Here is a 25,320-nt window from a genome sequence, read left to right on the forward strand (position 1 = left end):
GAAATCCTAGCCGCTCACATGCGGGCCGAAGATAGTGCGTCAGGCTTGGCATGTTCCGTTCAGGAGCGAACCACGGCAGAGCCGGCCCGGGTGCCTAGATGCCGCGTTCTTGAGGAATCTCCCATGTTTCTGGGTTACCGTGAGGTGCACTCACCCTAACTTTCAAAGGATTGCCTGCTGTGAAGACCCCTGCAAAACGCCAGCCCATTGAGACGAACATGACACCGCAAAAGCTGGTGCGGCGCGTTTTTGCGGCACTTCTGGCCATGATGCTGTTATTGCTGGGCTCCTCGACGGCGGCACTGGCGCATGACGCGATCACAGGAACAACGCCCGCAGACGGTTCTACCGTGGAGACCGTCCCGGACAAAATTGAGATCACCATGAGCAACACCCCGGCCGTTATTGGATCGCAAGTTCTGGTTCTGGATTCAGCCGGCACCGACTGGGCAACCGGCAGCGTGGACGTCCTGGACACGGTGGCCACGCAAAATGTGCGCCCGGGTGCGCCGGCCGGCAAGTTCACGGTGAAATGGCGTCTGGTGTCCTCCGATTCGCATCCCGTGGAAGGCGAATTCAGCTTCACCGCAAGCGCCGCAGCAACCTCAACCGCCGGTGCCGCCGTGGGGGCCGGGCCGATAGTTTCAGTTCAAGCGCAGCCGGAGGAAGAACCCGCCGCGGTGCAGGACGAAAGCGCCGTTCCGTGGAGCGTCATCGGACTCATCGCGGTGCTGCTGGGGCTGGTTGTTGCCCTGGTAGTGGTGGCCCGGCGTCGTTTGTCCAAGGACGACTAGTTAGGCCAGTGCCAGCACCGATGCGGATTCGCCGGTTGCAACCCGGGTCGCGATGGACTGGCCGGCACGTTTGGCCTGATGCAGGATTTCCTGGGTGGTGGGAATGGCCAAATCGCCAACACCCACCAGATACAGGCCCAGGGTGTGCATGGCGGTGCGCATGTCGGCGGCGGTGGTGACTCCCGCGCTGTGCAAGACCCGGCGCAGCTGGCTCAACGCACCCCGGGTGAATACAACGCTGTGGGCGCTGAGGACTCCGGTGCCCGTGTGCACGCTCCACTGGGGGCCGGCTTGCGGGTTGGCCGCCACGGTGTCGCTGGCCCGGGTCAGTTCAAGCGCCTGAGTTTCCGGGCGGATATCCAGGTCATGGCGTCTGGCGTAGTTTTCCAGCAACCGCACAACCTCACTGCGCTCACTCAAGGCGTCCAAGCTGATGCCGCCGGTGGTGGGCGGCGTGGAACTTTGCTTCACGGGACAAAAGCTGTCAACCATGATGGCTTTCACGCCCTGTCGGTTGAGCTCCGCAGCGACGGCCAACGCGGAAAAACCGGATCCAATCACAACCGTGGTTGTGGCTTCGTTTTCACCCAGTGTGGCACCAGGCGCGGAAGCAGCGGTGCGGGGTCTGGGGGTTAGGTGCCTGGCAGTTACGGGCGCAGCGGTCATGGCAAATGCCTCCTTGAACGGTAGGAGAACTATGTGGCGGCAATCCCGGGAGCGCGGAAAGCCGTTGGGCGCAGAGCAGGGGAAATTACAGTAGAACCCGGTCCAAATAGGCGTTGCTAAAAACGCGTTTGTGATCGAGAACATCTCGAACCCTACAGAACTTTTCAAGGTCTGGGTAGAGCTCGGAAAAGTCATTCGATTGGAGAAAGTGCCACTTCCCCCAGTGCGGCCGTCCGCCGTGTGAGCGGAAGATTTCCTCGGCCGCCTTGAAGTACTCAAACGGCGCAGTGTTCACGTGCTGATGAATCGCAATGTAGCCGCTTTCCCTGCCGCTGGCGGTGGATAGGGCAATGGTGTCGGCGGCCGCACTACGGACCTCCACCGGGAAGGAGATGCGCAGCTCCCGCCGTTTGATCATGGCATCCAGCTCGGCCAGAATGTCGGCAATACGATCCAACGGCACGGCATATTCCATCTCTCTAAAACGCACGGTCCGGGTTGTTGTAAAAACCTTGTGCGAGGAGTCGCCGAACTCCCGCGTTCCTGTGAGCTTGGAGGCGATCTGGTTGACGCGCGGAATGATCCGAGGAACTTTGGCTGTGACTTGGCACAGGGCGGAAAACAAGGAGTTGGAAACCAGGATGTCATCGACCCAGTGAGCCCGCGTCGACAACGGGCCCACCCCGGAAGAAAGGCCGTCCGGGGCATAGCGGGTATTGGTCTTGGTCAAGGCCACCTCGGTATGCGGGAACCAATAAAACTCAAAGTGGTCCAGGCTCGCATTGCGCTCCGCCAGGTCCGCCAAGACAGCCGCCAAAGGTTCGGCCCGCTCCACGGCGTGCAGCTTGAATGAATCCACGCACTGCAGCGTCACGGAGGTGATGATGCCCAAGGCCCCCAATCCCACGCGGGCCACGGCAAAGACCTCCGGGTGCTGCGACTCTGAGCAGTGCAGGACCTCCCCGGTTCCGGTTACGAGCGTCAAGGCCCTGACCTGGGTGGCAATGCCGCCAAATTTCAGCCCCGTCCCGTGGGTGCCCGTGGAGATGGCTCCGGAAATGGACTGTTGGTCAATGTCGCCAAGATTTTCCATGGCTAGCGAGTACGGTTCCAGCAAGTGGGGGATCTCAAAGAGGCGCGTTCCGCCGCCAAGGGTGACTTGCTTCGTGGCCCGGTCCACGGAGAGCAGCCCGCTAATTCCATCGAGGCGCAACTGGATTCCACGGGTTAAAGCTATGTCGGTAAAACTGTGGCCGGCACCCACCGCCTTCACGGTTGTCCCCGCCTCCGAGGCCTGCTCCACAAGCGTTGACACTTCCGCCACTGTCGCTGGCCGCGCCACCTGGCTTGGCGTGCACCGCTGGTCCCGCGCCCAATTACGCCACTGGCTCATACAAACGCCTTGCCTTCCCCGCGATAGGTGGGTGTTCTGCCAACCCAACGTCCGCCGTCGATCATTTCCAAAGCGTCCACGTGCTCGCAGATCTCGCCCGACTTGGCGTGCCTGAACCACACCCGGCTGCCGATCCTCAGCTGGGCCGCGGCAGCACCCTTGAGTGGTGTCTGAACCTCGCCGGCACCTTCCGTGCTGATCAGGGACAGGCCTTCCGGGTAGACGGGCACGGGAGACCGGTCCGGGCCGTGTGGACCCGAGGCAATCCAACCGCCGCCAAGCACTGTCACCATATCCGGGGCGGGCCGTCTGACAACTGGGACCGCAAATCCGACGGCGTGCGCCGGGCTGAAGCGTGAATAGCCGTCAAAAAGCGTGGGGCCAAACAGGCCGGATCCGGCCGCCAGCTCTGTCACGGAAGGATCGGCAGTAGTGCGCTCCAGGCTTCCGGTGCCGCCGCCGTTGACGAATTCCAGGTCAGTGACATTGCGAACCGCGGCAACCACCTTGCCCCGGCGCTCGGTGATCTCAGTCATGGACGTGCGTTGGAGTTGTTGCAGCACGGCGCCCCTGGCCAGATCAGCTACCTTGTTGCCCGTGTGCGGAGTGTCCTGCAGTCCGGCCACCTGGGCCTCATAGGCCATGATGCCAACAAGTGTGAACAGCTTGCTTGAGCCATGCTTGTATCCACCGATCGCCAAGGCCATGGCGATGGCGTCGGCGCCGTTGCGAAGCGGGGATCGGTGCACGCCGATGTGACCCAGGGTCCGTCCATGCACCGAGGGGCGCCATGACGCGTCCAGATCCAAGCAGAGGCGAATAGCTGCGGCGGGAGCCGTGTTTTCCAATGCAGCCGCAAGCCACTCCAACTGTTCTGTGGAGTCCACCATCAAGGTGATGCGGGCGCAGGCTACGGGATTTGCGGCGAGGGCGCGCACGGCTTGTGGGTCGGCCGTGGGGTACCCCACCACAATGTCCTTAAAGGCGTCCGAGGGGTCGGCCGCCAGCCATAATGCTTCGGGCAGGCTAAAACCAAGAACTCCCGCAAAGCCCGGCTGGGCCAGAACGGCCCGGAGCACGTGTTTGTTACGGATGGATTTGCTGGCCACCCGGATGGGTTTACCGGCGGCGCGCCGCAGAAGCGAGCTGGCATTAAAGGCCAGGGCGTGGACATCCAGAACAGCGAGTGGCGCAGTCAGCTGGGCGCACGCCGTATCAGTCTGGGCCCAGCCGGATCCGGGAGTCGGCTCGCCACTGAGGCCGGCCGCAAGTGCTGTTTCGGGCAGCTTGAGGAGTCCCTCGGGGACAGCGGATTCCTTGGCTTGATTAGTCCACGGCGTCATGAGCAACCTCTCACAGATGATTGTGAGGTCCACTCTGTCATATGGGAACCGCCCAAGGGGGTTGCTGGCGATGGCAACTTTTAGGCCCCTGAGTTACGCCACCCGGGGCAGCTTTGAAGGGGGCAGCTTGACGTGTCCAGCTGAACCCGCAATAGTCACAAGTACAGGCCACGAAGGGGAGGCGCCGTGCGCGTTTGTGCACCCTTCGGGATACAGGTATGAGGAGGCGCAGCATGAGCAACTCAGAGGAATCAACGCAGGGCACCACGCCCGAGCAGGTCCCCACACCGACCGGAATTGTGGTTGGGATTGATGGGTCGGAGCAAAGCAATTGTGCCTTGATCTGGGCCGCCGGAGAGGCTGAAACCCGCAAAGCTCCGCTACATCTGGTCACCGCCTATACAGTGCCCATTTTTGCCGCTTCCGGACTCGACGGCGGTTACGCCACCGTGGACGACGACGTCATTCGCCAGGGCGCGGAGGCTGTTCTTCGCGAAGCGGCAGCCAAGGTTTCCCATCTCGATATTCAGATGGATGCCCGCGTTGAAAACGGCGATGCCGCAGGCGTTCTGCTTGAGCTCAGCGAAACTGCCGAGTTGCTGGTCTTCGGTTCGCGTGGCAGAGGCGGCTTCATTGGCCGCCTGCTGGGCAGTGTCAGTACGGCACTGCCGGCCCACGCCAAGTGCCCCACGGTCACGATCCCGCTGCGCTGTGCGGCACGGCTGGAGGAGGGTACGCCCGAGGCGGCCAGCATTGAAAAAGTCATAGCTGTTGGTGTGGACGGTTCGGATCAGGCGCGGTATGCCGTGCTGGTTGCCGCCGAGCAAGCCGAACGCTCGGGCGGCAGCCTGCGCATCATCTGCGCCGTGCAGCCCTACACCGGAACCTTGGCTTGGATGCCGGCCCCCGTTGACCGCGAAGCGTTGTTCGCTGAAATTCAAACCCAGCTGGACGCCGGTGAAAAGTGGTTGCGAAGCCACTTCCCGAAACTGGCCATCGAGGTCCAACTCATTGAAGGCTCAGCAGTGGATGCCCTCGTGAAAGCCTCCGAAACGGCCGAACTGGTGGTCATGGGAACGCGCGGACGCGGCGGATTTGCCGGAATGATGCTTGGTTCCACCACCGACGGCGTCCGGCACCATGCCAAGGGGCCGATCATGGTTGTTCGAGACCGCGAAGATCCGCGACAGGGCGACCGCTCAGCGTTTGGTCCGCTGCTCCAGGCATAATCTGACACGGCTGCGCTAAATCAGCGCAGCCGTAGCGGGTTAGTACCGGGCGGCGTAGGGGTAAAGGCTCATGGTGGGCATGTTCACCAAGTTCGTGACGGCAATGGGGTATCCGTAATACAGAGCCTGCACCACCTGGTTGTTGCCGATGTAGATGGCAATATGACCAAATTGGCCGGATCCGTTGTCGTCGAAGACCAGTAGATCGCCGTAGCGCATCTGGGACAGCGGAACGCGTGTTGGTGCGGCCCAGAATTGGTCGGTGCCTTGGCGCGGCACGGAGATGCCGGCCGCGGCAAATGCCTGTTGGACCAATCCTGAGCAGTCAAAGGCTGTGGGTCCGTTGCCACCCCACTGGTATGGCCCGCCAATTTTTGACATGGCGTAATTGACCATGACCTGCGTATAGGAGCCCGACGGCGGCTGCACAGGGGCGGGAGTCGGCGGGGTTGGCTTCGGTGCCGGAGCAGGAGCGGGCGCGGGGGCTGGTGCGGGAGCTGGAGCCGGGGCGGGTGCTGGAGCCGGTGTGACGGGCTTCGGTGTAGACGGCTTGGGAGCTGGTGCGGCGGGCGTTACAGGCTTAGGGGCAGCCTGTGCCGCGGCCGGAGGCTGGGTGGGCGTCGGAGCATCGGCAGAGGCCGCGATCCGTTGCTTCAGCGCTTCTTCCTGTGCTTTCCTTGCCAACTCGTCTACGCGGGCGCCTTCGAGGGCAACGGTCGTATTGTGCAAGGTCGCCAACCGCTGCAACAACGTGCTGCGCTGGGCTTCGTTCTCGGCAACGACGGCCGCTTGCGCGTCCGCTGCCGCCTGCGCCTGGGTATGGGAGGTTTCTGCTGCCGCGATGGCCTCATCGGCAGCCTTGCTGGCTTCATTGGCCTGCGCCTGCAAAGCGGCGGAGGTTGCTGCGGTTGCTTCGGCGGTGTCAAAGGTGTGAGCTCGGCTGGCACTCAAGGCCATCAGGGTAGATGCCTGATACATGGCGTCATCGGCATCGGAACTGGCCAAAATTCCCTGGACACTCAGGTCCAGCCCGCCGTTCTTGTACAGACTGCCAGCCAGCTGACCCAATTGCGCCTTGGCAGTCTTATTCGCACCGGCAGCGGCTTCAGCCTTGGCCTTCGCGGTTGCTGCCGCAGCCTTTCGTTGTTCCAAAATGACCAGGGCATTGGTGTAGGCGCTGTTGGCACCCATGGCCGCGACGGTTGAGGCCGCCAGCTTGTCATTGGCAGAACCGATGATGGCGTCCAGCGCAGCGGATGCGGCCGCGGTGGCACCCTCGGATTCCTTGGCCTTGGCAATCTCATCCTCGCTGGGTATAGCGGGACTCAGCGGTCGCAGCGAAAACTGTTGTGCCGCCGTCGAACTTAAGGCAGCCGCGCTGAGTACACCTAGTCCGGGGGAGAAGGAGGGAGCCGGGGCCGCAGTGGCCGGGGCGAGGAATGCGGTTGATACCACCGCGGCACAAGCCAGTGCGGTAGTTCCGCGAACCAAAAAGCGCATAGTCATCCCTTTTGCCTTGTTACAGATGGAGGGTAAGTGGTGCGTTGCGTCCGGCCGGATCGGCGGTGTCGCGGTGCGCGGATACTTACACAGCTAGTTGTGACCCTACGGCGCACGAATGCCTTTGGCAACACCAGTAACATCAGCAACTTGAATAACACTGGTGTCATTTATCCCCAGCCGAGTTCGTGCAATCTTTCCTCGCTAATGCCAAAGTGATGGGCGATCTCGTGGACCACCGTTACGGTGATCTCATTGAGGACGTCCTCGCGGCTGGTGCAGATCTCCAGAATGGGTTCCCGGTAGATGGTAATTCGGTCCGGAAGCGATCCAGATTCCCACCAGGAGTCCCGTTCCGTCAGCGGCGTGCCTTCGTAAAGTCCCAACAGAACCGTGTCGGGGTCTTCGCCGGGACCCGGTTCGTAGTTTTCGGCTGTGAAGATCGCCACATTCGCCATCTTGGAGCTGATGTTTTTTGGGATCGAATCGATGGCTTCCTGCACTGCGGCGTCGAATTCCTGCTTGTTCATGGTGAACGGAGCGAAGGAGGGGATGCCTGCCAGTGGATTTTCATTCATGTACTCAGACTAATGTTGGCGGGCAAAAACCTTGAATTTCCGCCGTTTTCTTAGTGCCGGGACCGTGGGTGACAACTGGAGGGGAGTCTCGTTTTGCGTTCTGGTCAAAATGCCCCTATAGTTTTTGGAGTCCACTTCGGACCGAAGCGCTGGAAACAACGCCGAGGTAAGAAGGATGACTAGGCCCCCATCGTCTAGCGGCCTAGGACACCGCCCTTTCACGGCGGCGGCACGGGTTCGAATCCCGTTGGGGGTACTTGCGAGTGAGTGGTAAATCAGCCGGAAAAAAGCTGGTACGCTATTACTCGTGAAAATCACGCAAACGTGTGAGAGAAACAAAAGCAGTAAATCAGTATGGCCCTGTAGCGCAGTTGGTTAGCGCGCCGCCCTGTCACGGCGGAGGTCGCGGGTTCGAGTCCCGTCAGGGTCGCTTTGGTTGTTTTGACTAGTTCAAGATGATCTGGTGACGAGGATTTTCAGATCACCAAGGCTCTGTAGCTCAGTTGGTAGAGCGTTCGACTGAAAATCGAAAGGTCACCGGATCGACGCCGGTCGGAGCCACCAGCAAGACCCCGAGAAATCGGGGTCTTTCTTGTTTAACTGCTCTTATCTTGTTTTCTGTGTTGAAAGCCACAATTGGCAAAAACAATTCTCTAATGGATAAAAATCCAACCGGCGTTGCCCCTCAACTTTTGGGTGCATAGGCTTACCGTAAGAGAAACAGAAAGGGCCCGATCATGGACTCGCACAACCAGGAATCATCCTCGCCGGCCACTGCCAGCCCGGCAGAAACCCAAGGACGCACAGTCATTGCAGAGACTGCCGTGGCGAAGGTGGTGGGAGTTGCTGTTCGCAGCGTGGCCGGCGTCCATGCACTGGGCTCCGGGGCTTCTCGATCCCTGGGCGCCATCCGTGAAGTAGTCGGTGCAACCGATCTAACTCAGGGCGTTCGAGTTGAAGTTGGCGAGTCCCAGGTTGCCGTGGACATCATCCTGCTGGCCGAGTACGGTTACCCGTTGCAGACGCTGGCGAATACCGTCCGGCGTGCCGTCTACAAGGCGGTTGAGGAGCTTGTGGGACGCCATGTGATCGAGGTAAACATTGAAATCACCGACGTTTTCATTCCCACGCCCGACGCCGAGAAGCCGGTTCCGCGCCCCCGTCTCACCGAGCGCCTGGGTGCGGCAGTTAAGACACAACCATCCACAGATATGAACAATTCAACGGAAGCCGGGGAATAGCCGTGAATCTCAGCGTGGTTTGCGCAGCATTTGGTGCGTTTTTGGCATTTATGGCTTTTTCCTTTGGTTTCTGGGGATTTGTGGTCTCAGTGGTGTTCATTGCCGTGGGCGTTTTTGTGGGCCGCGCCGCTGGCGGGAAGCTGGATTGGCGTGGCGTCCTAGACGCCTTGACCGGACGGCGCTCGTCGTCGTGAGTGAGGATCTAACTCGTTCCACCGAGTTTGCCGGACATAATCGCATCAGCACGCAGGCACTGACTTCGCTCGCCAAAGTTGCCGCGGCCGATGTTCTGGCCGTGGCTCCCGCGCAGGTCCGGGTTACCTGGCACGACGACGCCGGCGACCTTGCGCTATCCATTTCCTCCGCTATGGGTGCGCCTTCACTGACGGAAGTTCGCCGCAATCCGGGACGGACGGCCCAAAGTGGCGGCAGTATTCTGGCTCGGGCCACGGCTGCCAAGGCTCGTATTCTTGACCAGCTGGAGTACCTCAGCGGCTCTCAGGTGAGTCGCGTGGATGTCCGCATCTCCGGTCTCATCACGCGTTCTGACGGGCGGGTGCTATGAGCGGCGCTGCGGAAGCTAAGAAATCCAACAACGATCGCGGGGATTACCTGCGGCGCATCTTGAGCCGTGAGACGCATTCGGCCAGATCGGGTGCGGCCGTTGTGGCAGCGATCTTGGTTGCCGCCGGGGCTGTTTACGCCCTACTGGAGATGACCCTGGGTGCTCTTGGCCAACCGGCCTGGCTATTGCACCCCATGGAGGCTGCCGAACGGATTGCCGGCTTGCCAGGAGCCACGCCCACTCCATTGCTGGGTACTGCGGGAGCCTTGGTTGCCTTGATCGGCCTAATCTTTCTGTGTAATGGGCTGTTGCCTGGCCGGCGTGCCCGGCACGTGATTGTGCATCCGCGCGTGGCCATCGTCGTTGACAACGAAGTTATCGCTTCGGCTCTGGCCAAGTCGGCCCGCATGGCCGCAGGGGTCACCCGAGAGCAGGTCATGGTGGTGGTTTCGGCTCGCACCGTGCAGGTCAACGTTCGCCCCACCTCCGGTATCCGGCTCTCTGAAGACAGGATCAGGGCCGCCGTGGAAGCCGAGCTCAACGCCATGGCGCTGGAACCTGCTCCTGTAGTCATCGTCAACCTGGCCGAGAGCGGGGTGATCGGAGTATGAACGGCACACCTCGAGGCCTCAACCGTTTTCTCCTGACGCTGATCGGCCTGATCTTGGTCGCCGTCGGCGGCGGAGCCGTGCTCCTGGCCACGATCCCAGCAGTGGCCACCTGGTGGCAGCGATGGGCCGGCGCGCAGGTGGCGTGGCTGGGCGACTACGCGGACCGCTCGCGGCTTCTGTTGACCTCGCACAGTTGGATCTGGCTCGCCGGCGCCGCATTCTTCTTGGTAGTGGTGATCGTCATGATTTCCTGGATTGCGAATCAGGGAAAAGGGCGGGCCAGTACCTTGCACGACTACGCGGGCAACGCGGACGACGACGGAGCCGCCGGTGCTGTCAGGCTCAGCTGCTCCGTGGCTGAACAGGCACTCAAAAGCGCTTTGCTGGAACGGACCGACATATTCGGAGTCTCCGTGACGAGTTATGACTTCCGTCGACAGACGGCTCTGAAGGTGCGTGTTTTGCCGCGGCCGGGCGTTGCCCCGCATGAGATCGCGGCCGAGATTACCGATTTGGTGTCTGCCTTGGATGAATTATTGGGGCTTGAGGTTCCTGTGCTCTTGAGCATTGGTTCCGGCGCTAGGTCACGCTTCACCAAAGCCGAACGAGTCCGCTAGTCTCGATTCATCACCACCCTTGGGTGCTATGTGCTTGGGGGCCCGCAATGGAACACTATGGAGGGCATCATGACTGAGAACAACGCTGAAAACACGGGAACCGAAGCCGTGGACAACGCCAAGGATTTCGCCGCGGACGCTGCTGAGAAGGCCAAGGATTTTGCTGGCGACGCCACGGAAAACATCAAGGAATTTGCTGGCGACGCCACAGAAAACATTAAGGAATTTGCTGGCGACGCCGGGGAGAACGTCAAGGATTTCGCCGAGGACGCGGTCGAAAACGTTAAAGAATTTGCCGGCGACGCCGCAGAAAACATCAAGGAATTCGCTGGCGAAGCTGCCGAGAAGGCCAAGGGCCTAGGCGCCAAGATCGCGGGTATTTTCAAGCACGACAAGTAATATTCGCCGCTTTGGGTTCCAGTGGGGGCCGGGTTCCCTTGGGAACCCGGCCCCCACTGGTATGGACGCTAGCTAGCGATCCAAACGGCAGAGTTCGGCGCCAGTTTCCCTTGTGAAACTGAATCCAACGTGCTGGCCAGGACAACCTCGGCTGCTGGCGGCAGATCCAGCGGCACACTGCCAGCGTTCACCAGAACGGTGATTGGGCCGTTGCTGAAAGCGACGACGCCGGCGCCAGGGTCATGCTGCGGAGCCCACGCGTGTGTCCCCACGCCCAATGCATGCGCAGCGCGCACCTCAAGGGCAGAACGGTACAGCTCCACAGTTGATCCGGCCACCCCAGCTTCGGTGTCGGCGGCATAGTGGGCGAATGATGGCGGTTGGGGTAGCCAGGGTGCAGCATGCCCGCCCTCTTTTGGTGTGCCGGAACTGAAGCCGTAGCCGGGCTCGGAAGCCTTCCACGGCAATGGGACACGGCAGCCATCACGGCCCCGTTCCACCCCGTTGGTGCGGAAGAAGGACGGATCCTGGCGGAACGCCGCCTCCAAGGTGGTGTGTTCTGGCAGTCCCAGCTCCTCACCCTGGTAGACATATGCCGAGCCTGGCAGGGCAAACATCAACAACGTTGCCGCGCGGGCCCGAGCCAACCCTAGAGCCTCGTCCGGCTGTTCGTCCTCGGCACTGATTCCCTTGGGGAATGCGGTTGGATCGAGCAGGCCAAAGCGGGAAGTGTGCCGGACAGTGTCGTGATTGGACAGCACCCACGTGGCCGGTGCGCCGACGGCCGCGTTCGCGAGCAAGGAATTATCCACCGCTGCTGCCATGCGTTGGGCATCCCAACCAGCCAACAGGAAATCAAAGTTGAAGGCCTGCTGCATCTCATCTGGCCGAACGTACAGAGCCAACCGCTCAGGCTGCTCAACCCAAGCCTCGGCAACCAGCATGCGGTCGCCGTCGTACTCCTTGAGGACACGATTCCATGCCCGATAAATCTCATGGACACCGTCTTGGTCGAAAAATGGGGAAGGCGGGTCCATGGCGGGTTTCTGTTGGTGTGCCGGAGATTGAGATGCGAGGGTGTTGGTCTCATCGCCGGAGACCATCGCTGTTTGCCCTTCCCAGTCTGGAAGCCCGGCGGCCTTGACCATCCCATGCGCGACATCAACACGGAAGCCGTCCACACCTCGGTCCAGCCAGAACCGCAAAACGGACTCCATTTCGGCATGGACTTCGGGGTTTTCCCAGTTCAAGTCCGGCTGTTTCGTATCAAATAGGTGCAGATACCACTGGCCTGGAACCCCATTCTCAGTTACCCGGGTCCAGGCCCCACCGCCAAAGATGGAGCGCCAATTGTTGGGCGGCTCAACCCCGTCAATTCCCCGACCGTCACGAAACATGTAGCGATCGCGGGCAGGTGATCCGGAAGGCGAGGCCAGCGCCTCTTGGAACCATGCATGTTCATCCGAGGTGTGGTTGGGGACCAGATCCACGATCACGCGCAGACCAAGGGAATGGGCCTTGGATAACATTTCGTCAAAATCCTGCAGGTCGCCGAACAGCGGGTCAACTCGGCGGTAATCCGCCACGTCATATCCGGCGTCAGCCTGCGGTGAAAGGTAGAACGGAGACAACCAAATGGCGTTGATACCTAACGCGGCCAGGTACTCCAATTTCCCGGATATACCTGAAAGATCACCCATGCCATCGCCGTTTGCGTCAGCAAAGGAACGTGGATAAATCTGATAGATCACGGCGCTGGCCCACCAAGGCTTGGTCGGCGTTGGCTGAAATGTTGACATGTTGATCCTCCTGAAACAAACCGGTAACGAAAAGGTGTAAGCGCTTGCACTCTAGCACTGGATCTGATTAGTGTGAGATGCACCACTCAATGCGATGCCTTGAACCATGCGTCGCATCTGAAGATTTTCACTTTAGGAGAATGAGCATGGGAACTAAGATTTCAAAGATGTACATGCCAATGGCGGCTGTTGCAGTGCTGACCCTGGCTCTTTCCGCCTGTAGCGGCGGAACTGGTGGCGGATCGTCAGGCGGCGGTGGCGCCGCTTCAGAAAACCTGGACGCCCGCGGCCCCATCACGTACGTTCAGGGCAAGGACAACTCCGAGGTGATCCGGCCCCTGGTGGATAAATGGAATGCAGCTCACCCCGACGAGAAGGTTGAGTTCAAGGAACAGTCCGACAAAGCTGACCAGCAGCACGACGACCTGGTTCAGCGCTTCCAGGCCAAGAACGGCGACTACGACGTTGCCAGTGTTGACGTGGTGTGGACGGCCGAATTTGCCGCCAAGGGCTGGCTGCAGCCGCTGAAGGACAAGATGGCCGTTGACACCACCGGCTTCCTGCCGGCAACGGTGGCGGCGGCAACCTACAAGGACACCTTGTACGCCGCGCCGCAAACTTCCGACGGCGGCATCCTGTACTACCGCAAGGATCTGGTCCCCACCCCGCCCAAGACCTGGGAGGAAATGATGGGCATGTGCTCCATCGCCAAGGAAAAGGGCATCGACTGCTACGCCGGGCAGATGGCCCAGTATGAGGGCTTGACAGTGAACGTGGCCGAGGCCATCAACACCGCTGGTGGCACCATCGTTGACAAGGATGGCAAGGCCACGGTTGACACTGCGGAGGCAAAAGCTGGTCTGAGCAACCTGGTTGACGCGTACAAGGACGGCAACATTCCCAAGCAGGCAGTGACGTACCAAGAGGAACAGGGCAGGTCCTCCTTCCAGGACGGAAAACTGATGTTCCTGCGCAACTGGCCATACGTGTACAACCTGGCCAAGACCGACGGCGCCTCACAGGTCAAGGACACCTTTGGCATCGCACCCTTGCCCGGCAAGGACGGTCCAGGTGCCTCCAGTTTGGGAGGACACAGCCTGGCCGTCAGTGTTGATTCCAAGCACAAGGCTACGGCCAAGGACTTTGTGGCGTTCATGACCAGCGAAGAAACGCAAAAGTTCTACGCAACCCAGGGATCCCTGGCACCTGTCACGGAAAGCCTCTACACCGACGCGGACCTCGTCGCAAAGCTGCCGTACCTGCCGGTGCTGCTGACCTCCATCCAGAATGCTGTGCCGCGGCCCGTCACGCCGTTTTACCCTGCAGTGACCCTGGCCATCCAGCAGAACAGTTTCGCTGCCATCAACGGGAGCAAGAGTGTTGACCAGGCCATGACGGACATGCAGGCGGCCATCGCGGCTGCCGGGGCAAAGTAACAGTCAAGAAAACTCTGCGGCGTTCCCGGTGGTGGGCAACCACGCCTGGGAACGCCGCAGAGCTTCTTCTTCGCATCACCGCTTGCGTGATGCCACACAGAGTCGTGGTGAAAGGAAAGCAGCATGTCTACACATCTTGAACCGGGGGCACTCCCCAGTCGAAAGACAGCCCACAAGGGTGGTGAGAACAAAGAAGTCGGCGCGGACCGCAAGGAAAAGACCCAGGGGCGCGCAGCAGCGCTGCTGGTTGCCCCCACCCTGATTGTGTTGGCCATTGTCATCCTGTACCCGGTGCTCAACGCCATCTACATGTCCTTCCAGCAGGACGAGGGCCTGGACCCGGTGACCGGCAGCTTTGTGGCCGGCGGCTTTGCCGGCTTCGCAAACTACATCCATTGGCTGTTGCAGCAGTGTGAGACTCCCTCGGGAGCCGCCAGCTGTCCGCCGGGAACGTTGGGCGCCCAATTCTGGAGCGCTACCGGCGTCACCTTCTTCTTCACAGTGGTCACGGTATTCTTTGAAACCGTTCTGGGTTTCTGGATGGCAATCATCATGGCACGCACCTTCCGCGGCCGCAGCGTACTGCGTGCAGCGGTGCTGGTCCCATGGGCCATCCCCACCGCCGTCACGGCCAAACTGTGGTTCTTCATTTTTGCCTTTGACGGCATTGTTAACACGTTGTTCCAAACTGACATTCTATGGACCGGCAGCCAAGGCCCCGCCCAGGCGGCCATTATCATTGCCGACATTTGGAAGACCACGCCGTTCATGGCGCTGCTGATCCTGGCAGGGCTTCAAATGATCCCCGCCGAGGTGTACGAGGCAGCCAGGGTTGACGGTGCCTCCGCGTGGCAGCGCTTCCGGCTCATCACCTTGCCGCTGGTCAAGCCGGCGCTCATGGTGGCCATCTTGTTCCGTGTTCTTGATGCCTTGCGCATGTACGACCTGCCAGCGATCATGACTGGTGGCGCCAACGGCACAACCACCTTGTCCATTCTCGTTGTCAACCAGATTCGCGTGGGCTTTAATTCCGCAGCGGCACTGTCCACCATCACATTCCTGATCATCTTCATCGTGGCGTTCATCTTTGTGCGGTTCCTCGGGGCCAACGCTGTAGAGTCCGCCAGTGGCGGGGCTAAGGGGAAGAACAAATGAGCACCTCAACTTCAACAGTGAAGTCCCACACTGCAGCCGCCAAGTCAGTGGCTCGACGCCGGGAAAGCTGGTCCAGCACCCGTACCTACGTCAGTGCCGCCATCATTGTCATCTGGTGCTTGCTGCCGTTTTACTGGATGATTGTCACCGCCTTCCGCGACGTTGGCTACACCTTTGATTCCACCCCGTTCTTTACTCACGTCACTTGGGACAATTTCAAGACGGCATTCTCATCGCAGCTGGGCAACCACTTGGACCGGGCACTGCTGAACTCCCTGTTCATCTCCGGAGTGACAACTGTTGTGGCCCTGCTGTTTGGGGTCTTCGCCGCCTATGCGCTGGCGCGGCTGAAGTTCCGCGGCAAGTTCATGGTGCTGGGTGTGGTTCTCGGAGCCTCCATGTTCCCGGGCGTTGCCATCGTCACCCCGCTGTTCCAGCTGTTTGGAAACATTGGCTGGATTGGCACCTACCAGGCAATGATTATTCCGAACATCTCGTTCGTGCTGCCGTTGACCGTGTACACGTTGACCTCCTTCTTCCGTGAAATGCCTTGGGAGCTGGAGGAGGCCGCCCGGATCGACGGGTGCACCCAGGGGCAGGCTTTCCGGAAGATCATCATGCCGCTGGCGGCACCGGCCGTGTTCACCACAGCTATTCTGGCCTTCATCGCCTCATGGAACGAGTACTTGATTGCCAGCATTCTCTCCAACGACGCCACGCAAACGGTCACCGTTGCCATCGCCCGCTTTGCGGGTTCCGAGCCCCACCAGGAACCCTATACGGCAGTCATGGCGGCCGGAACCGTCGTCACCATTCCGCTGGTGATCCTCGTGCTGATTTTCCAGCGCAAGATTGTTGCCGGGCTCACGGCAGGGGCGGTGAAGTAGGCCATGGGGCGCATTGCCGGGAAGCAATCAGAGGAGCCGAATGCCCTGCACATCCCGACGAGCAGGCAAAAGAGCGGTGAGGATTTTGACATCATCATCGGGTTTCTCGGGTTCTGGGCGGTAGTGCTCTTCGGAGTGACGCTTTGGCTTGAGCTCACGGGAGAGCCCGCGCTGATTTGGGCGCTAGGATTACTGCTGGTTTGTTTGGGGCTCTGGGGCATGATCCGGCTTCGCAGGAAACTGCCGGCCAGACGGGATCGGCGGTCTCAATAGCCCAAGGAGGGCAGCAGGCGGAGTGGTCTATCCGACGATGATTGGGGATGAGCGAAGGGACGCAAGGCATGAGAGTCAGCATCGACGATGTTGCGGCAAGGGCGCAAGTCTCCACTGCGACGGTCTCGCGTGCCTTGAGGGGCCTGCCCAAGGTCAACCCCGCCACGCGGGAACGCGTGCTGGCAGTGGCTCAGGAATTGGGCTATGTGCCGTCTCCCTCGGCCACTAGATTGGCCACGGGGCGCACTAAAACCGTCGGGGTCCTCGTTCCGTTCATTGACCGGTGGTACTTTGCGCATGCGCTGGAAGGAATCGACCAAGAGCTGCGCGAGCACGGCTACAACCTTTTGCTGTTCAGCCTTGGGGGCTACCAGCACGGCCAACAGCGCCGGTTTACCGAACAAATGGTGCGTAAACAGATCGATGCGCTCGTCGTTCTGTGTCTGGGGCTTACCGCCACGGAACTTGAGGAACTGCAGCGAACGCAGGTTCCCATGATTTCAGTTGGCGGCCCGGTCGAGGGATGCCGGGGTGTTCACGTTGATGACTCGGCGGCCGCCTCGGCAGCGACCCAACACCTTATTGACTTGGGCCATCGCAGGATCGGGCACCTGCGCGGCGGGATCAATGACGAAAAGAACTTCGTGGTTCCGGCACTGCGCTCCGAGGCATTCGATGCCACGATGCGCAGTGCCGGGCTTGAGATTCGTCCCGAGTGGAACATCGCCGGCGACTTCACGGTGGGGGAGGGCCAAGCGGCGGCTGCCCGTCTTTTCGACTTGCCGGGGGAGCGCCCCACGGCAGTTTTCTGTGGCTCCGATGAAATGGCGCTCGGGCTCATGTTTGAGGCTCGACGCCGCGGAATTCGCGTTCCCGAAGACCTGTCAGTGATCGGCATCGACGACCACGATTTCTCGGCGCCTGCGGGACTGTCCACCATCGCGCAAGAACCCGTGGAGCACGGGCGGCGGGCCGCCCGCATGCTCCTGGCCGTCCTTGACGGAGAAAGCGGTGCCATCCAGGAGCAGCTTATGCCGTTTAGCCTGGTCCAACGCGAATCAACAGCGCAGCTGCGGGGCTGAGCTGGTTTCAGCTGGCGCGGGCCAGCTGCCTGATCGGCATCCACCGGTTGGCGAGCCTGCGGTATGCGGCCGCGGCGCCGGTGAAATCTCCTTCGGCCAGGCATTGCAACCCCATGTGGACATCGGCGGGCGAGTCATCTGGATGCACCCTGTTGGCCACCGGGCCATAGTCCAGCTCAACTACGCCGACATCGTTGAACCCGGACAGCCAGTGGAGCAGGTCTGTCAGTTCGGTGAACAAATCAAGATCCGGAGCCATGGTGGCCAGCATGCGAAGCGTGCGCTCGGCCCGGCCCAGGGCGGTTGTCAAGGGAACCTGGATTCGCACCGTGAGGATTCGACCACTGGCTTCGACCACTTCCATTCGGTCATTGGCGTACACCAGGACGAACCAACTGAACGGGATGCCCCACGTGGACGATCGTGTTTGCAACGGCATTTCCAGATGATGGCTCGTTGACGCGCGCGCCACATCGAGTGTCCATTCCTCCTGGGAGAGAATCAGGCTGGCCAGCTGTTCCATGTGGCCGGTAATCAGCTCTGCCGCACTGGCGAAGGACCGGGCCACCACCTGATTGGGGGCGTATAGCTTAGGTTCGTCCGCTCCCATACTGAGCACCCGAACACGGTCCCCATCCGCCGTCGGAAGTGGATTGGGGTGTTTCCTGCTGACCCGCCCCAACGAATCGGCAAGTTCGCCGGCGTCGACACTGATGGCATTCTGCTCCGGCTCCAGCCGGCTCTGAAGGTAGGCGAACTCGGCCGGGTCGTAGGCTTCACGCGGCAAGTAAACGCGCAGGGAAGAGACAAAAGGAAGTTGCACTCCACCCAGGTACAGCCCGCCGGTCATGGGTCAGCCCAGTTCCACAATGACGGGCGCATGATCGGAGGCGCCCTTGCCCTTGCGTTCCTCACGGTCGATCTCGGCGGAGGTCACGCGTGCTGCCAAGGCTGGGGAAGCCAGAACGAAGTCAATGCGCATTCCTTCCTTCTTGGGGAAGCGCAGCTGTGTGTAGTCCCAATAGGTGTAGACGCCAGGTCCCGGGTGCAAGGGGCGCACGACGTCGGAAAAACCCGCCGCCTCAAACGCCGAGAACGCGGCGCGCTCGGGTTCGCTGACGTGAGTCAGGCCCTGGGTGCGGAAGAAGTCAATGTCCCAGACGTCGTCGTCCTGGGGTGCGATGTTCCAGTCGCCGGTCAGGGCGATCTGGGCGTTGGGGTCCTCCGCGAGCCAACCCGCGGCCTGGTTCTTGAGTTCGTCCAGCCATTGAAGTTTGTAGGGCATGTGCTCGTCATCAAGAGCGCGGCCGTTGGGAACATAGAGGCTCCAGATGCGCACGCCGTTGCAGGTTGCGGCGATGGCGCGGGCCTCCTGGACGGGATCCTTGCCGCCCTTGCCAAACGCGGGCTGGCCGGAGAAGGTGCGTTCCACGTCTTCCAAGCCAACACGCGAGGCGATGGCAACGCCATTCCACTGGCTGAAGCCGAAGTGGGCCACCTCGTAACCGTTGTTCTCAAAGAGCTCCCAAGGGAAGTTCTCGTCCTTGCACTTAGTTTCTTGGATGGCCAGCACGTCGGCATCCGTTCGGCGCAGCCATTCCTCCACGCGGTCGGCACGGGCGCGGAGGGAGTTCACATTCCAGGTAGCAATCTTCACCTTTCTAAGCTATCAACTAAACCCCTGAGGTGGGCAGGCGGAAACACCCCGCGAATGGACCAACTGTGGGAAGAGACACCACATTGAGGCCCCCAGAGTGTCCACTAAACCACCCTGAGTTACAAAATGGTAACGCTTGCTCAGCCGCCAGTACTCGAAGGGATGTGTGGACTTTGTGGCTTATGGAGGGCAAAAAAGAATGAAATTACGCTGGTAGTGAAAATGGCTTTGTTAGCGTGGAGGTGAACCAGTAGACCGACAAGCCTGCGGGCAACTGCCACGAAGACGGTGCGCGGGATGACGAATCATCCTTGCCGCCACACGAGGCAGCCAGACGAAGGCCGTCGAACTGGCGGCAGGGATAGCTTCCCGTTCCTCACCATTTGTGAGGCCGTCTTTCCTTGCTGCCCCGGCCGGGGCGTGCGGGGAAGCGAAGAGTTTGACGCGTACCAACGCCTGCAGCACGAGAACACCAATCGCGACCGTTCACGAACCCCAAGGCCACGAGCCATGGGGTTCGAACGCCCGCGTAGATGGGTACTACGTGTACGAATCAACAGAAGAAGCGCTTCAGAACGTTGCGCAAGACGACGAGATCAAGAACGTCGAAAATGGCGTGGCACTGAGCGTCAAAAACGTTTACAAGGTATTTGGCAAGCGCCCGGCCGAGGTCGTCAAGCGACTCAAGGGTGGCAAAAAGCGGGGTGACTTGACCGCACTAGGAACGGCTGCCGTCATCGACGCCTCTTTCGAGGTTAAGAAGGGCGAGATTTTTGTGGTCATGGGCCTTTCCGGTTCCGGAAAGTCCACCCTGATCCGCACGCTGAACGGACTGTGGGCCCCGACCCAAGGCTCCGTGGTGGTTGGTGGAACAGACATTTCCGCCATCAGTGACAAGGAACTGCGCCGCGTCCGCCAGGAGAAAATCTCCATGGTTTTCCAGCACTTTGCCCTGCTTCCGCACCGCACAGTGCTGGAAAACGCCGCCTACGCGCTGGAAATCCAGGGCGTCGCCAAGGCCGAACGCACTGACCGGGCAGAAAAAATGCTGACCCTTGTGGGGTTGGGTGGCTGGGGCGAAAAGTACCCCTCCGAGCTCTCCGGCGGCATGCAGCAGCGTGTGGGCCTGGCCCGCGCCCTGTGCGCAGAGACTGACATCCTGCTCATGGACGAGGCGTTCTCCGCCCTTGACCCGCTGATCCGGCGCGAAATGCAGGAACAGCTGGTGGTGTTGCAGGCCGAGCTTGGCAAGACCATTGTTTTCATCACCCACGACCTCAACGAGGCCATGTTCCTGGGTGACCGGATCGCCGTCATGCGTGACGGCGAGATCGTGCAGATTGGCACGCCGGATGAAATCCTGACCAACCCGGCCAACGACTATGTGGCCCAGTTTGTGCAGGATGTGGACAGGACACGTGTGCTGACTGCCGGCGGTGTCATGGAACCTCCATTGGCTGTTGTCACCATTTCCGGAGGTCCGCGCAACGCCCTGCGCACCATGCGCGACCTGCAGGTTTCGGCCGCCTTTGTGGTGGACCGGCGCCGCAGGTATCAGGGGATTGTTCGTGACCGCGATGTCATGGCCCAGGTGGAAAAGCGTGCCACCGATCTGGCCGCCGTTGTCCGCAACGGCATTGAACCCGTCAGCCCCGACACCGCGTTGAACGATTTGTTTGGCCGCGCCGTGGAGAGTCCCATTCCGCTGCCCGTGGTGGACGACGACGGTCGCCTGGTGGGTGCCCTGCCCCGCGTGACGCTGCTGGCGGCGTTGGGCAATGTTCCCCCTACAACGTCCGAATTCCCCGTGGTTGAGGTGGCTGTTGCGCCCCTTCCGGAACAAATGGTGACGGCTGCCTTGGCGCAGTATGAAGGAGTGGCAAAATGACCCCCGATTTTAGGATTCCCCTGGGCGACTGGGTTGAAGTTGGCCTTGACTGGCTGACAACGTCACTGGACGGCTTCTTCAAGTTTGTCCGGACAGTGTTTGTTGGCGCCTATGACGGGCTTGACTGGGTCTTGAATGCCCCTCCCTTCTGGGCGATCATCCTGATCTTCGCTGCCATCGCATGGTGGGCGAGCGGCTGGAAACTCGGCGTCGGCACGCTACTGAGCTTTGCCGTCGTCGCTGGCGTGGACCAGTGGGAAAACACCATGCACTCCATGGCGCTGGTGGTCATCGCGACCGTGGTGGCCGTGGCCATCAGTGTTCCCTTGGGCATTTGGGCGGCCAGTTCCCTGCGGGTTTCGGCGATCATCCGGCCCATCATGGACTTCATGCAGACCATGCCCGCCATGGTGTACCTGATTCCAGCGCTGGTCATGTTCCGGGTAGGTGTGGTGCCGGGCATCATCGCCACCATCATTTTCGCCATGGCACCCGGCGTCCGCTTCACCGAACTGGGCATCCGCGGCGTGGACAAGGAAGTGGTTGAAGCCGGGCATGCTTTCGGTTCAAGTCCTGGCCGGATCCTGCGCCAAATCCAGCTGCCGCTGGCCCGGCCCACCATCATGGCCGGCGTCAACCAGGTCATCATGCTTGCCCTGTCCATGGTGGTTATCGCCGGCATGGTAGGCGCCCCGGGACTCGGTTCGGACATTGTGGCGGCCCTGAGCCGCATCGATGCCGGGCTGGGCTTCGAAGCCGGGATCGCCGTCGTTATTCTGGCCATCTTCCTTGACCGGGTCACGGCCAGCTTCGGCAAGAGCAAGACGCGCTCCAGCGCCAAGTCCGCCTAGCTGCGGCCACAAAAAGTATTACAAACCAATCGCGGCTGCTCAATTCTGCGCTGCCATGGAAAGGAATGCACAATGAACAAGAAATTTATGGGGTTCGCCGCCATCGCGGCAACACTGGCCCTGGGCATGAGCGCTTGTGGAACAGGCGCCGCGGACGCCACCTTGGAGAACGGTGACAAGAAGGACGTCTCCATTGCTGTGTTCAACGGCTGGGACGAAGGCATCGCCGCCTCGGAGCTGTGGAAGGTCATTCTGGATAAGAAGGGCTACGATGTCACCTTGCAAAGCGCCGATGTCGCGCCCGTGTTCTCCGGTCTCTCCACCGGTGATTACGATCTGACACTGGACACCTGGTTGCCTGTCACCCACAAAACCCTGCTCGAGAAGTACGGCAAGGACATTTCCGAGCTGGGCCAGTGGAACGACGAGGCATCCCTCACCATTGCGGTGAACAAGGACGCCCCCATCGACTCCCTCGATGAACTTGCCGCCAACGCAGACAAATTTGGCAACAAGCTCATCGGCATTGAGCCAGGAGCGGGTCTGACCGAAGTCACAACCGATGAGGTCATCCCCGGCTACGGCCTGGACAAGATGGAATACATCACCTCGTCCACCCCGGCCATGCTGTCCGAACTGAAGACGGCCACCAGCAAGGGCGAGAACATTGCCGTGACCCTGTGGCGTCCGCACTGGGCCTACGACGCCTTCGACATCAAGGACTTGAAGGACCCCAAGGGTACCTTGGGCGAGGCCGAAGGCCTCTACGGCTACTCACGCCTGGACTTTGATGCGGACTACCCGGCCCTCAACGGCTGGTTGGAGAACTTCAAGATGGATTCGGAGACGTTGTACTCCTTGGAGAACGCCATGTTCAATGGTGTCGACACCAAGGACTACACGCCCATCATTGAGAAGTGGATCAGCGAAAACCAGGAATACGTTGACTCATTGACCGCATAGCGGTTGCTACTTCCACCAGGAATCTAGGAGAGAAACCGGCACGGTGCGCTTGTGCCGGCTCCGCAGGTACCTGTTCTCAATTAAATCGGCGGCTGCCTCAGGGATGATTTTCCCTTCGAGGTAGTCGTCGATTTCGTTGTATGTAATGCCGAGCTCGTCTTCGTCAGTGCGGCCCGGCACTCCGTCCAAGAGGTCCGCAGTAGGGACCTTCTTCCATATCTGCTCGGGGGCGCCAAGTACTTGCAGCAAGGCGCGGTTTTGGCGCTTGTTCAGTGTGAACAGTGGCAGGATGTCTGCGCCGCCGTCGCCAAATTTTGTAAAGAAACCGGTAACGGACTCTGCTGCGTGGTCCGTGCCGATGACCAACAAGTTGTCATGGCCAGCCAGCGCATATTGGGCGATCATGCGGGAGCGGGCCTTGATGTTGCCCTTGTTGAAGTCGGAAACGTCGGTGGTTGCGGTCTTGGCAAATTCAGCCTCAAAGCCGTCAACGGCAGGGGCGATGTTGAATGTGCGTTCGGTTTTGGCATTGATGAATTTCAAGGCCGCTTGGGCGTCGTCTTCATCGTGTTGGACGCCGTAGGGGAGGCGCACTGCGATGAAGTTCGCTTCGAGGCCTTCTTCCGCGAGTTCCTCAACGGCCAGTTGCGCCAGACGGCCGGCGAGTGAGGAATCCAGGCCGCCGCTGATGCCCAGCACGAAGCCCTTGGTGCCGGTGGCTTTGAGGTAGTCCTTCAAAAACGCCACGCGCCGGGCGATTTCCGCCGTCGGGTCGATCGTGGGTTGGACGCCAAGTTCTGCAATGATCTGTGCCTGTAGTTCGCGCATGTGACTAGCGTATCTTGTGTGTATTTCGGTGGTGTTGCGTGCGCCCAATTACAATGAAAACCATGACCTCAACACTTGCTGCTGACCGCGCCCGCCTACTCGAACTCGTCAAGGAGCTGGCCGTTGTTCACGGCAAGGTGATCCTGTCTTCCGGCAAGGAAGCCGATTACTACATCGATCTGCGCCGCATTACGCTCCACCACGAGGCTTCCCGCCTTGCCGGTCGCGTCATGCTGGCAATGCTGGACGACGCCGGAATTGAGTTTGAAACCGCTGGTGGACTGACCATGGGTGCCGACCCCGTCGGCACCGCACTCATGCACGCTGCTGGCGATGCCGGCCGCGCCATCGACGCTTTCGTAGTCCGCAAGGCGCAGAAGTCCTACGGCATGGGCCGCCAGGTAGAGGGCCCCAGCGTTGAAGGCCGCAACGTCGTAGTTCTGGAAGACACCTCCACTACGGGCGGCTCGGCACTAACCGCCGTCGAAGGTGTGCGCAAAGCAGGCGGCAACATCGTAGCCGTCGCTGTGATTGTTGACCGTGACACAGGCGCGAAAGAGCGCATCGAAGCCGAAGCTAACGTGCCGTACTTGTTCATCTTTGGCAAGGACGAGCTCGGCCTGGCCTAGCCCCCGCGCCCTCCCGCTACTCCGATTGCGTCCGCGCCTCCGCCGCCTAGCAGTTTGTCTCACAGCAGACTGAACCGCGATCGCACATTTTGCTTGAAAAGATCCACCTCGGACAAGCTTTACTTCCGTTACGGCGCCATGAACTCGGGCATGGCACACCTCCTTTTCGGTGATGATAACCACACATGGTTGATGCTCGTATGGCCATATGGCGGACGCTGGTGCAAGGGTGGAAGTACCGATCCGTAACTTCTGCACTAGCAATAAATAACAACCTTGCTCCGGGCAAGGAGAGGACAGTTTTGTCGAAGCTTTATTTCCGTCACGGCGCCATGAATTCAGGAAAATCAACGGGCCTGTTGCAGGCGGCCTTCAACTATGAGGAACGCGGTCAGCGCGTCCTGCTCGCCAAGCCTGGCGTGGATACCAAGGGCGAAAATTCCATTGTTTCCCGCCTGGGTGTCAGCAGAGAAGTTGACTTCGTGATCCCGCCGGGCACCGACGCACGGGCCCTCTTTGCCACGCAGGTTGCTGGCGATGATCCAGATGCGCTGCTCCAACACGTCGAGCTGGCGCCCGTGGCGTGCCTCTTGGTGGATGAAGCCCAGTTCCTTGACCCCGCACAGGTTGATGACCTTTTCCGGATCGCAGTCCTTGATGGGGTTCCGGTGCTGGCATACGGGCTCCGGACCGATTTCCGCACGCGCGCTTTCCCCGGCGCTGCCCGGCTTCTGGAAATTGCGCATTCGCTCGAAGAACTGAAAACCATCTGCCGCTGCGGTCGCAAAGCCATGTTCAATACCCGCCGAGTGGGCAACGACATCGTGTTCGACGGCGATCAGGTCGCCATTGAAGGTGCCGAGGTTTGGTACGAATCGCTGTGCGGCAATTGCTATCTGGAGGCATCCGGCGGAAAGCTGGGTTCCGGAGCCTAGG

Annotated in this window: 26 protein-coding genes and 3 tRNA genes; 20 read left to right on the forward strand and 9 right to left on the reverse strand. The window is 60.6% G+C overall.

Translation table 11 applies throughout. From position 1 onward, the window contains the following. Positions 1-179: 179 nt before the first annotated feature. On the forward strand, positions 180-794 hold the full coding sequence (locus BLV41_RS16635) for a copper resistance CopC family protein (RefSeq protein WP_244516952.1): 615 nt from the start codon (positions 180-182) through the stop codon (positions 792-794). Here the strand turns inward: BLV41_RS16635 and BLV41_RS16640 are convergent, their stop codons facing one another. The 3 genes from BLV41_RS16640 to BLV41_RS16650 all read right to left on the reverse strand — a co-directional run bounded on the left by BLV41_RS16640 (position 795) and on the right by BLV41_RS16650 (position 4,196). Further along, positions 795-1,460, reverse strand: coding sequence for an NAD(P)/FAD-dependent oxidoreductase (locus tag BLV41_RS16640; RefSeq protein ID WP_139244359.1), 666 nt, complete (start codon positions 1,458-1,460; stop codon positions 795-797). It lies immediately after the preceding gene. Positions 1,461-1,545: 85 nt separating this feature from the next. Beyond that, complete coding sequence (locus BLV41_RS16645; protein WP_074712582.1) at positions 1,546-2,853, reverse strand: D-arabinono-1,4-lactone oxidase; 1,308 nt, start codon at positions 2,851-2,853, stop codon at positions 1,546-1,548. After that, positions 2,850-4,196, reverse strand: a complete 1,347-nt coding sequence (locus tag BLV41_RS16650) for a type III PLP-dependent enzyme domain-containing protein (protein WP_083360986.1) — start codon at positions 4,194-4,196, stop codon at positions 2,850-2,852. Before BLV41_RS16650 ends, BLV41_RS16645 begins: the two co-directional genes overlap by 4 nt. A 233-nt stretch (positions 4,197-4,429) precedes the next feature. Here BLV41_RS16650 and BLV41_RS16655 point away from each other — a divergent pair, with 233 nt between their 5' ends. Further along, complete coding sequence (locus BLV41_RS16655) at positions 4,430-5,425, forward strand: universal stress protein (protein WP_074712584.1); 996 nt, start codon at positions 4,430-4,432, stop codon at positions 5,423-5,425. Between the two features lie 39 nt (positions 5,426-5,464). On the opposite strand, the gene BLV41_RS16660 is transcribed toward BLV41_RS16655, so the two are convergent. Next, positions 5,465-6,931 carry a C40 family peptidase gene (locus BLV41_RS16660; RefSeq protein WP_244516953.1) on the reverse strand — a complete coding sequence of 489 codons (1,467 nt, stop codon included), beginning with the start codon at positions 6,929-6,931 and terminating at the stop codon, positions 5,465-5,467. Between the two features lie 164 nt (positions 6,932-7,095). Beyond that, positions 7,096-7,503: a metallopeptidase family protein gene (locus BLV41_RS16665; protein ID WP_074712586.1), complete on the reverse strand. Its 408-nt coding sequence runs from the start codon at positions 7,501-7,503 to the stop codon at positions 7,096-7,098. A gap of 183 nt (positions 7,504-7,686) precedes the next feature. Between BLV41_RS16665 and BLV41_RS16670 the strand changes: the two genes are divergently transcribed. The 9 genes from BLV41_RS16670 (at position 7,687) to BLV41_RS16710 (ending at position 10,936) form a co-directional block, all read left to right on the forward strand. Continuing rightward, a tRNA-Glu gene (locus tag BLV41_RS16670) sits at positions 7,687-7,759 on the forward strand. Positions 7,760-7,859: 100 nt separating this feature from the next. Beyond that, positions 7,860-7,933 (forward strand) — tRNA-Asp (locus BLV41_RS16675). A 58-nt stretch (positions 7,934-7,991) separates the two neighbouring features. After that, a tRNA-Phe gene (locus BLV41_RS16680) sits at positions 7,992-8,067 on the forward strand. A 173-nt stretch (positions 8,068-8,240) separates the two neighbouring features. Beyond that, complete coding sequence (locus BLV41_RS16685; protein WP_074712588.1) at positions 8,241-8,744, forward strand: Asp23/Gls24 family envelope stress response protein; 504 nt, start codon at positions 8,241-8,243, stop codon at positions 8,742-8,744. Positions 8,745-8,746: 2 nt separating this feature from the next. Then, positions 8,747-8,938: a DUF2273 domain-containing protein gene (locus BLV41_RS16690; RefSeq protein WP_074712590.1), complete on the forward strand. Its 192-nt coding sequence runs from the start codon at positions 8,747-8,749 to the stop codon at positions 8,936-8,938. Continuing rightward, positions 8,935-9,309: a hypothetical protein gene (locus BLV41_RS16695; protein WP_074712591.1), complete on the forward strand. Its 375-nt coding sequence runs from the start codon at positions 8,935-8,937 to the stop codon at positions 9,307-9,309. Before BLV41_RS16690 ends, BLV41_RS16695 begins: the two co-directional genes overlap by 4 nt. Continuing rightward, positions 9,306-9,920: an Asp23/Gls24 family envelope stress response protein gene (locus BLV41_RS16700; protein WP_074712592.1), complete on the forward strand. Its 615-nt coding sequence runs from the start codon at positions 9,306-9,308 to the stop codon at positions 9,918-9,920. The genes BLV41_RS16695 and BLV41_RS16700 overlap by 4 nt, the downstream gene beginning before the upstream one ends. Next, entirely contained in the window at positions 9,917-10,537 is a 621-nt protein-coding gene (locus BLV41_RS16705; RefSeq protein WP_074712594.1) for an Asp23/Gls24 family envelope stress response protein, read from the forward strand. Before BLV41_RS16700 ends, BLV41_RS16705 begins: the two co-directional genes overlap by 4 nt. Positions 10,538-10,606: 69 nt before the next feature. Continuing rightward, positions 10,607-10,936, forward strand: a complete 330-nt coding sequence (locus BLV41_RS16710; RefSeq protein ID WP_139244361.1) for a hypothetical protein — start codon at positions 10,607-10,609, stop codon at positions 10,934-10,936. A gap of 68 nt (positions 10,937-11,004) precedes the next feature. Here BLV41_RS16710 and BLV41_RS16715 read toward each other — a convergent pair whose 3' ends face one another. Then, positions 11,005-12,735 (reverse strand): glycoside hydrolase family 13 protein, encoded by a 1,731-nt coding sequence (locus BLV41_RS16715; RefSeq protein ID WP_074712598.1) that lies wholly within the window; start codon positions 12,733-12,735, stop codon positions 11,005-11,007. A 146-nt stretch (positions 12,736-12,881) separates the two neighbouring features. Here BLV41_RS16715 and BLV41_RS16720 point away from each other — a divergent pair, with 146 nt between their 5' ends. The 4 genes from BLV41_RS16720 to BLV41_RS16740 all read left to right on the forward strand — a co-directional run bounded on the left by BLV41_RS16720 (position 12,882) and on the right by BLV41_RS16740 (position 17,568). Then, positions 12,882-14,171 carry an ABC transporter substrate-binding protein gene (locus BLV41_RS16720; protein WP_074712600.1) on the forward strand — a complete coding sequence of 430 codons (1,290 nt, stop codon included), beginning with the start codon at positions 12,882-12,884 and terminating at the stop codon, positions 14,169-14,171. 123 nt (positions 14,172-14,294) lie between these two features. Continuing rightward, a complete protein-coding gene (locus tag BLV41_RS16725) occupies positions 14,295-15,326 on the forward strand; it encodes a carbohydrate ABC transporter permease (protein ID WP_074712602.1) in 1,032 nt (343 codons plus the stop codon). Beyond that, positions 15,323-16,213, forward strand: a complete 891-nt coding sequence (locus BLV41_RS16730) for a carbohydrate ABC transporter permease (protein ID WP_044579893.1) — start codon at positions 15,323-15,325, stop codon at positions 16,211-16,213. The genes BLV41_RS16725 and BLV41_RS16730 overlap by 4 nt, the downstream gene beginning before the upstream one ends. A gap of 341 nt (positions 16,214-16,554) precedes the next feature. Continuing rightward, on the forward strand, positions 16,555-17,568 hold the full coding sequence (locus BLV41_RS16740; protein ID WP_244516954.1) for a LacI family DNA-binding transcriptional regulator: 1,014 nt from the start codon (positions 16,555-16,557) through the stop codon (positions 17,566-17,568). 7 nt (positions 17,569-17,575) lie between these two features. Here the strand turns inward: BLV41_RS16740 and BLV41_RS16745 are convergent, their stop codons facing one another. Both BLV41_RS16745 and BLV41_RS16750 read right to left on the reverse strand, forming a co-directional pair. Continuing rightward, a complete protein-coding gene (locus BLV41_RS16745; RefSeq protein WP_074712605.1) occupies positions 17,576-18,418 on the reverse strand; it encodes a DUF8083 family protein in 843 nt (280 codons plus the stop codon). A gap of 3 nt (positions 18,419-18,421) precedes the next feature. Then, positions 18,422-19,225, reverse strand: a complete 804-nt coding sequence (locus BLV41_RS16750; RefSeq protein WP_074712607.1) for an exodeoxyribonuclease III — start codon at positions 19,223-19,225, stop codon at positions 18,422-18,424. Positions 19,226-19,847: 622 nt separating this feature from the next. Between BLV41_RS16750 and BLV41_RS16755 the strand changes: the two genes are divergently transcribed. The 3 genes from BLV41_RS16755 to BLV41_RS16765 all read left to right on the forward strand — a co-directional run bounded on the left by BLV41_RS16755 (position 19,848) and on the right by BLV41_RS16765 (position 22,927). Then, complete coding sequence (locus BLV41_RS16755) at positions 19,848-21,113, forward strand: quaternary amine ABC transporter ATP-binding protein (RefSeq protein ID WP_083360989.1); 1,266 nt, start codon at positions 19,848-19,850, stop codon at positions 21,111-21,113. Next, positions 21,110-21,964, forward strand: coding sequence for an ABC transporter permease (locus BLV41_RS16760; RefSeq protein ID WP_074712608.1), 855 nt, complete (start codon positions 21,110-21,112; stop codon positions 21,962-21,964). Before BLV41_RS16755 ends, BLV41_RS16760 begins: the two co-directional genes overlap by 4 nt. Before the next feature lie 72 nt (positions 21,965-22,036). Beyond that, complete coding sequence (locus BLV41_RS16765; protein WP_074712610.1) at positions 22,037-22,927, forward strand: glycine betaine ABC transporter substrate-binding protein; 891 nt, start codon at positions 22,037-22,039, stop codon at positions 22,925-22,927. 6 nt (positions 22,928-22,933) lie between these two features. On the opposite strand, the gene nadE is transcribed toward BLV41_RS16765, so the two are convergent. Further along, positions 22,934-23,755 carry an ammonia-dependent NAD(+) synthetase gene (gene nadE / locus BLV41_RS16770; protein WP_074712611.1) on the reverse strand — a complete coding sequence of 274 codons (822 nt, stop codon included), beginning with the start codon at positions 23,753-23,755 and terminating at the stop codon, positions 22,934-22,936. A gap of 62 nt (positions 23,756-23,817) precedes the next feature. Here nadE and pyrE point away from each other — a divergent pair, with 62 nt between their 5' ends. Next, positions 23,818-24,384: an orotate phosphoribosyltransferase gene (pyrE, locus tag BLV41_RS16775; RefSeq protein ID WP_044579275.1), complete on the forward strand. Its 567-nt coding sequence runs from the start codon at positions 23,818-23,820 to the stop codon at positions 24,382-24,384. Positions 24,385-24,686: 302 nt separating this feature from the next. Next, positions 24,687-25,319 (forward strand): thymidine kinase, encoded by a 633-nt coding sequence (locus BLV41_RS16780; RefSeq protein ID WP_074712613.1) that lies wholly within the window; start codon positions 24,687-24,689, stop codon positions 25,317-25,319. Position 25,320: the final 1 nt, after the last annotated feature.

Source organism: Arthrobacter alpinus (assembly GCF_900105965.1).
GTDB lineage: Bacteria > Actinomycetota > Actinomycetes > Actinomycetales > Micrococcaceae > Specibacter > Specibacter alpinus.

Coding starts and splice junctions, on each gene's coding strand:
- BLV41_RS16640 (WP_139244359.1), bottom strand. CDS start 1,460: ATGACCGCTGCGCCCGTAACTGCCAGGCACCTAACCCCCAGACCCCGC.
- BLV41_RS16645 (WP_074712582.1), bottom strand. CDS start 2,853: ATGAGCCAGTGGCGTAATTGGGCGCGGGACCAGCGGTGCACGCCAAGC.
- BLV41_RS16650 (WP_083360986.1), bottom strand. CDS start 4,196: ATGACGCCGTGGACTAATCAAGCCAAGGAATCCGCTGTCCCCGAGGGA.
- BLV41_RS16655 (WP_074712584.1), top strand. CDS start 4,430: ATGAGCAACTCAGAGGAATCAACGCAGGGCACCACGCCCGAGCAGGTC.
- BLV41_RS16660 (WP_244516953.1), bottom strand. CDS start 6,931: ATGACTATGCGCTTTTTGGTTCGCGGAACTACCGCACTGGCTTGTGCC.
- BLV41_RS16665 (WP_074712586.1), bottom strand. CDS start 7,503: ATGAATGAAAATCCACTGGCAGGCATCCCCTCCTTCGCTCCGTTCACC.
- BLV41_RS16685 (WP_074712588.1), top strand. CDS start 8,241: ATGGACTCGCACAACCAGGAATCATCCTCGCCGGCCACTGCCAGCCCG.
- BLV41_RS16700 (WP_074712592.1), top strand. CDS start 9,306: ATGAGCGGCGCTGCGGAAGCTAAGAAATCCAACAACGATCGCGGGGAT.
- BLV41_RS16705 (WP_074712594.1), top strand. CDS start 9,917: ATGAACGGCACACCTCGAGGCCTCAACCGTTTTCTCCTGACGCTGATC.
- BLV41_RS16710 (WP_139244361.1), top strand. CDS start 10,607: ATGACTGAGAACAACGCTGAAAACACGGGAACCGAAGCCGTGGACAAC.
- BLV41_RS16715 (WP_074712598.1), bottom strand. CDS start 12,735: ATGTCAACATTTCAGCCAACGCCGACCAAGCCTTGGTGGGCCAGCGCC.
- BLV41_RS16720 (WP_074712600.1), top strand. CDS start 12,882: ATGGGAACTAAGATTTCAAAGATGTACATGCCAATGGCGGCTGTTGCA.
- BLV41_RS16725 (WP_074712602.1), top strand. CDS start 14,295: ATGTCTACACATCTTGAACCGGGGGCACTCCCCAGTCGAAAGACAGCC.
- BLV41_RS16730 (WP_044579893.1), top strand. CDS start 15,323: ATGAGCACCTCAACTTCAACAGTGAAGTCCCACACTGCAGCCGCCAAG.
- BLV41_RS16740 (WP_244516954.1), top strand. CDS start 16,555: ATGAGAGTCAGCATCGACGATGTTGCGGCAAGGGCGCAAGTCTCCACT.
- BLV41_RS16745 (WP_074712605.1), bottom strand. CDS start 18,418: ATGACCGGCGGGCTGTACCTGGGTGGAGTGCAACTTCCTTTTGTCTCT.
- BLV41_RS16760 (WP_074712608.1), top strand. CDS start 21,110: ATGACCCCCGATTTTAGGATTCCCCTGGGCGACTGGGTTGAAGTTGGC.
- BLV41_RS16765 (WP_074712610.1), top strand. CDS start 22,037: ATGAACAAGAAATTTATGGGGTTCGCCGCCATCGCGGCAACACTGGCC.
- nadE (WP_074712611.1), bottom strand. CDS start 23,755: ATGCGCGAACTACAGGCACAGATCATTGCAGAACTTGGCGTCCAACCC.
- pyrE (WP_044579275.1), top strand. CDS start 23,818: ATGACCTCAACACTTGCTGCTGACCGCGCCCGCCTACTCGAACTCGTC.